This is a genomic window from Moorena sp. SIO2C4, from assembly GCF_010672485.1.
Taxonomy (GTDB): domain Bacteria; phylum Cyanobacteriota; class Cyanobacteriia; order Cyanobacteriales; family Coleofasciculaceae; genus Moorena; species Moorena producens.
Genome location: NZ_JAAHGN010000525.1, coordinates 1 through 5,147 on the forward strand (window position 1 = coordinate 1; position 5,147 = coordinate 5,147).

5 protein-coding genes are annotated in these 5,147 nt (G+C 43.5%); 4 read left to right on the plus strand and 1 reads right to left on the minus strand.

All coding sequences use genetic code 11. The features are described from left to right. Positions 1–1,012 precede the first annotated feature (1,012 nt). The 3 genes from F6K20_RS23525 to F6K20_RS23535 all read left to right on the plus strand — a co-directional run bounded on the left by F6K20_RS23525 (position 1,013) and on the right by F6K20_RS23535 (position 2,617). Positions 1,013–1,543, plus strand: a complete 531-nt coding sequence (locus tag F6K20_RS23525) for a thylakoid membrane photosystem I accumulation factor (protein WP_008182315.1) — start codon at positions 1,013–1,015, stop codon at positions 1,541–1,543. 161 nt (positions 1,544–1,704) lie between these two features. After that, positions 1,705–2,313: a hypothetical protein gene (locus tag F6K20_RS23530; protein WP_008182313.1), complete on the plus strand. Its 609-nt coding sequence runs from the start codon at positions 1,705–1,707 to the stop codon at positions 2,311–2,313. A gap of 70 nt (positions 2,314–2,383) precedes the next feature. Beyond that, entirely contained in the window at positions 2,384–2,617 is a 234-nt protein-coding gene (locus tag F6K20_RS23535; RefSeq protein WP_008182312.1) for a hypothetical protein, read from the plus strand. A 66-nt stretch (positions 2,618–2,683) separates the two neighbouring features. Here F6K20_RS23535 and F6K20_RS23540 read toward each other — a convergent pair whose 3' ends face one another. Then, positions 2,684–3,604 carry a hypothetical protein gene (locus F6K20_RS23540; RefSeq protein ID WP_008182310.1) on the minus strand — a complete coding sequence of 307 codons (921 nt, stop codon included), beginning with the start codon at positions 3,602–3,604 and terminating at the stop codon, positions 2,684–2,686. Between the two features lie 597 nt (positions 3,605–4,201). Here F6K20_RS23540 and F6K20_RS23545 point away from each other — a divergent pair. Next, positions 4,202–4,945, plus strand: a complete 744-nt coding sequence (locus F6K20_RS23545; protein ID WP_229414431.1) for an OmpA family protein — start codon at positions 4,202–4,204, stop codon at positions 4,943–4,945. Positions 4,946–5,147 lie beyond the last annotated feature (202 nt).

A 5,147-nucleotide genomic window follows, 5' to 3' on the forward strand; every position in this document is an offset into this window, starting at 1 on the left:
TACCTTAGGTGCGCTTTCCGCTCTTTGTGCCCTTGACCCATTAAGAATTAAATTCGCCACGGGTCGCACCTGTAGTTGCTGCTGGTTCTGGGACTTGAGCCGATTCAGGGTCAGAGTCAAGAGTTGACCAAAGTACTCGATCACCGAAACAAGGGGGCTCGGGGGATGGGAAGCCCTTACCTTTAGGTATAGGGAGGGATAATCCCCCGCAGCCAGCTGATGGGTTCAATACCCTTGAAGTTGGCTAATAAATCTTTCGGAATATCCAGAATTTTGATGTAGAATAAAAATAGACTCAAATGCACTCTTACACTCTACTTTAGGCTTTGCCGACCCTACGGGAAGGTCGTAAACGGCGCGCCAGTGTAGGTTAGTATCGGCGAGTGGTACCCTTGCTAGAAGTATTGGGGCTGTCTAAAGACGAAACCGATGGATAGGGTCGCCTTTATAGTCGGCAGGCTAAGTAGAAAAGGGTTAAAACTCATGAAATAAGGCGACCCTATCCTTAGGGTAACTTTAAAGAAATGACTCGGTTGTAGAAGCGGCGGAGATGTCCGTAGAGTAAGCCAGCCTTGAGGTTCGGCACTTAACCCTTAGGTTCAATCAATCGGGAATCTGGGCGCGTTAAGTCTGCGCTTAGCTACTGAAACCAACACCCTTGCTTTGTCCGGGAAAGCCCCCGGCTTACAGCTGTGGGGAAGCTTACAAAAAAGCCCTTCTTGGTACAAAACTTGGGCTAATTCTTGCCCAAAGCCCCTGCCGCTGCTACTACTAGCGTAGCCCTAAGTCTAGTTATCCTGGTAGTGCAGCCAATATTCCTGCACTAGGGTTCACAACTGAATTACAATTGCTATAGTGATTGTTGCGATTTTTGAAACCCTTGGACTTGGATTCACCTCGGATTTGAGATAAGGGCTAATAATTCGGTATGATAGACGGTTTAGCAAGATTCCGAAACAGGACTATTACATATAGTTGCTGTGTAAGGCGCAGATTTGTTTCCAAATGCCTATTGATTCTTGTCGGCTTACTGAGCTGCTGGTATCTACTGGGAACACCATCAGCATTAGCAAGTTTCGATGATGACAGCTTTGATGGTAATATTTTTGCTCTGTATGCTGGTAATGGCTCTATAGTCCCACCACGAATTACCTTAGAAGATTCTTTGCGCAGGAAAAAGCCAGCTTTGTTGGTGTTCTACTTAGATGACAGTAGGGATTGCAAGCTATATTCTGTCACTATCTCTAAGTTACAGGAGCCTTATGGTAGGGCCGCGAGTTTTATTCCAGTCAACATCGACACTTTGTTACCCGACGCTACCTATACACCCACAGAAGCGGGATACTACTACCAAGATTTAATTCCCCAGACAGTAATGATTGACCAAAAGGCAGAGGTAGTACTCAATGAAATTGGACAAGTTGCTTATGAACAGATAGATGATGTGTTTCGGGAAGTGTTTAACTTACTGCCCCGTTCAGAATCCGTGGAGTTAAAGCTGCGCACTGTCAATGATATTAATGCTCAGTTAACATCAGAGTGATTTAATTTGCCTACTGGTTAGACATCCATCCGATGAAACTCCAACAACTTAACATGAAGACAATTGTTTTAGTCATCAGTGAACTGCCATTGCCGTTTACCCTATTTTTTGGTCACGTTTACGGGTTAAGCTATTTGTAAGTACAGTTAACATCCGTGCTGATGTCCAAGGTTTACAGCACACAGGAGCTAATCAAAATTTTGGCTCAAGAGCGTCGTTCGTGCATGAATGGGCAACGTCTTAATCTGGCAGCTTCGGTGTCTGGCAACCCTGTGATTGATCGCTTTCTGAAACCGGAGGGAATTCAAAAGTTCAGTGCTTATAACGACTTTAAAGCCGCAGTTCACAGCTACCAACGGCAACACCAAGTTTCAGGCATTATTTGGCGCGAACTGACTATGAAAGGAAAGACTCTACGTTATCCTGCTATTGACGAGCAGTTAGCCGCCCTAGAGAGTGACCTGAAAATCCTCAAAGCTGCCAAAGCTGACCTCTTAGAGTTTTGGTATACAGGCATCCAAGGTATGGACTTATACCTAAGTATTAATTTTGGTAAAGACTATCAAAAAATTATGCCCAATGATGTAAAAGAGGTCGCCCATAAAACGGAATGGGCAAATCTCTATGAATATAAGAATTACAACTTTTGGGAAATTATATTGCAGCTAGGTTGGGGGAAACCTGAGGAAGCATCCTATAAACGGGGATGGCCGACATCAGGAAGTGAGTACATTCATGCAGTTAATCCAGGCAAGTGCCCAATTTGTTGACCGCTATCGCCAGGTCGATGGGTTGTGGGTGCATAAAGCAGTATTATAAATATACTAGGAGCGGTCAAACATGAAAGAACAAACTATTAATCAAGTTATTGATCAACAAATAGAAGAATTGGACTATTCAATTCGACAGGAATTAACCAAGCTTGGCAATCAAGCCGCAAAGATGGGTTTAATTGGGGGACATGGTTATTACTTAGGAAGGTACGAAATTCTATGCAAAGGTCAAATCTTCACTCTTTCACCAGAAGAAGCTTACTCTTACCTAAAAAAATTGGTAGCACAACACCAAAGGTAATTGGGAAACTATGAATTGTGAAGGATGAAGGATGAGTTTTCATAATTCATCCTTCATCCTTTGTGATTACCAGCGTGCCTGGGAACCAGACCAAATGTGTTCTACTGATTCACCATAAACCATAGGTTCATCCTCAAAGGTAAGAGCAGTGTAACCACTGGGTTCAACAGACCACATTGGCCAATACTCATTGCCCAACTCACCAGCCTGAAATAGCACTTGATCTGGATTAGCTTGACTCCAGCCTAGCAACAGTGCGTTAGTATAATGAATGCGCTCAGGAGCCAATGTGGTCACAGTATTTTGGTTGCGATCCCAAATTACTGCGTAATCAGAAGCATCTGACGTATTAAAAAAACCTTCAAATTGCCGCCCTAGAAGGCGATCGCTTGACTCTGTCCAAGACACGGGAATCAGAATAGCGATTGCGCCGCTTAATTTATCATCATTATTAAGGCGCGCGTTCCAATGGGCAGGTAAACTGCCCTTGGGTCGCGCCTGATGGTTAGCTAAGGGAGAAGATGCAGTTATGATGCGCAAATCTCCAGTCTGCAAATTTTCTAGAAACATCACACTACTGATGCGGCTGCGGTACAGTTCTGGCTGTCCTTGTAGTTGAATGCGACTATAGGCAGCATACTTGCCATCAGGAGAAACTAGTGATTGGCTGCGATAGTACCTAAACCCAAAACTCTGATTAGCAACCAGTTCAGCGTGGGTTTCCAAGACCCAATTCCAAGGAATAGGATAAGGACTGTTGAGCGGGTCACTCTGAACGTATGGTTCGGTTAGATCAGGTTTGATAGCTTCTGTTACTTCCCTTAAAGGCTGGGAAGATAGCACCGATGATTGACTGGCTAGGAAGGATTCATTAGCCTTGGCTTTCTCAGCAAATAGGCTAGATGTTATCAACATCAAAGTTGCTAACAATAGTCCTAGTGGTTGATTTTTAAGCCATCCTGATAAACTCAATTGCCTTTTCAACATTGATTAGTCTTTCAGTTACTAATTAGCGTTTCTAGTTAGAGGAGCAACCCCAAGAAATTAGAATATAGTTCCTTAACTTTAGGTTTAAAAGGTTAAAAAGTGATCAACTACCCCGTCCGAACCTGCATTACGAACGGGTTTTTTTACACTTCGGCTCAGTCAGTTACCTAAACCCTCGACTATCAAGCTACCGAAAGCAGACAAATAAAATAAGCCAGGGAAAAATAAAAAATTAACACTCTTTCCTTCCCCTAAGAGGTCTTGGCTGAAGTGGGTAGCCCTCACACAAAAGTTGTCAGGCTTGACATTGGAAGTAACTGGTTGGTTTGGAGGTTTTAGTGTTATGATAGCCATGTGGAATTCAACCTTGTTTTTTTGAATTCTTCTATAATGTAAAATACCTGCGCTTGACCCCTAACGGAGTACAATTGGAGCATCCTGCCTCATTATGTAGAAGGAGATCTAACAAAATTCGGTGTGACTCAACCCGCTACTTCCAACACCAATACCAGACCTGAAACCTCAATAAGTATACTGAACTGCCTACTAATCTTAATTTTCAGGCTACTACTGCTAGGCGTAGGGAGTGGCTTGGCCGTGATATTTGGCATTGTTGTTGCCAATGCTTACCCTAACCCGAATCCAGAAAAACCCCTGATCTTAAAATTACTGGAGCATCTGGATAACAAGGGAGAATCAACGTTTTTCAATTTTAGTTCAATTCGGGAACCAACGGAAGCCAATCCACTAAAACAATTGACACCAGTTCAAAGAGTCCAGCTCAAAGCTCAACTAAGTGAGTTAGACAAGCGAATGAAGAGATTGAGTGAGGACGTGACAATGTTGGAAACTCAGTTGGGAACCTCGGGAGGGAATGAATCTCTTGAAAGGCGCATCCAAGCGATCACTTTGCTTCTGAAGGAACCATCGACTCCAAGTAGCAATGCTCCATTAGTTGGTAATAGCAATGGCAATCGACTAGCTGCCTTGGCTGCCGACAAGTTGAAAGTCACGTTGCCCAGTGATATTTTATTTGAGGAAAGTAAAAGTACGTTACGTCCAGAAGCAGGTTTGATCCTAGACAAAATTGTCACAGATTTGCAAGCCTATCCCAGTAGTACAATCCGAATTGCTATCCACACCGACAACCCCCGCGAAGCCAAAGAGAATCGAAACCTTTCATTTGAGCGTGCTAAAGCAGTTCAGCAGTATCTTAGTAGCGCTTTAGACGATTCATACCGTTGGCTGATTATTGGCTACGGAGAAACTCGTCCTCTGGTCGCTAATGATACTGAGGTTAATCAGCAACGCAATCGTAGGGTGGAAATTGCTGTGGATTAGTCATTAGTCAGAAGCTTATTTGGTTATTTGCTTGAAAGTTATTTGGTTGTTTCCCTTGGGCGTCCGGTGTAGGGTAGGTTGAAGATTAGAGCCTTAACAACTCAAAGCTGGATGTATAACTGGCAAGCTGTAACCTTTAACCTGAAACCAGCTAACCTGAAACCAGCTAACCTGAAACCAGCTAACCTGAAACCTGAAACCA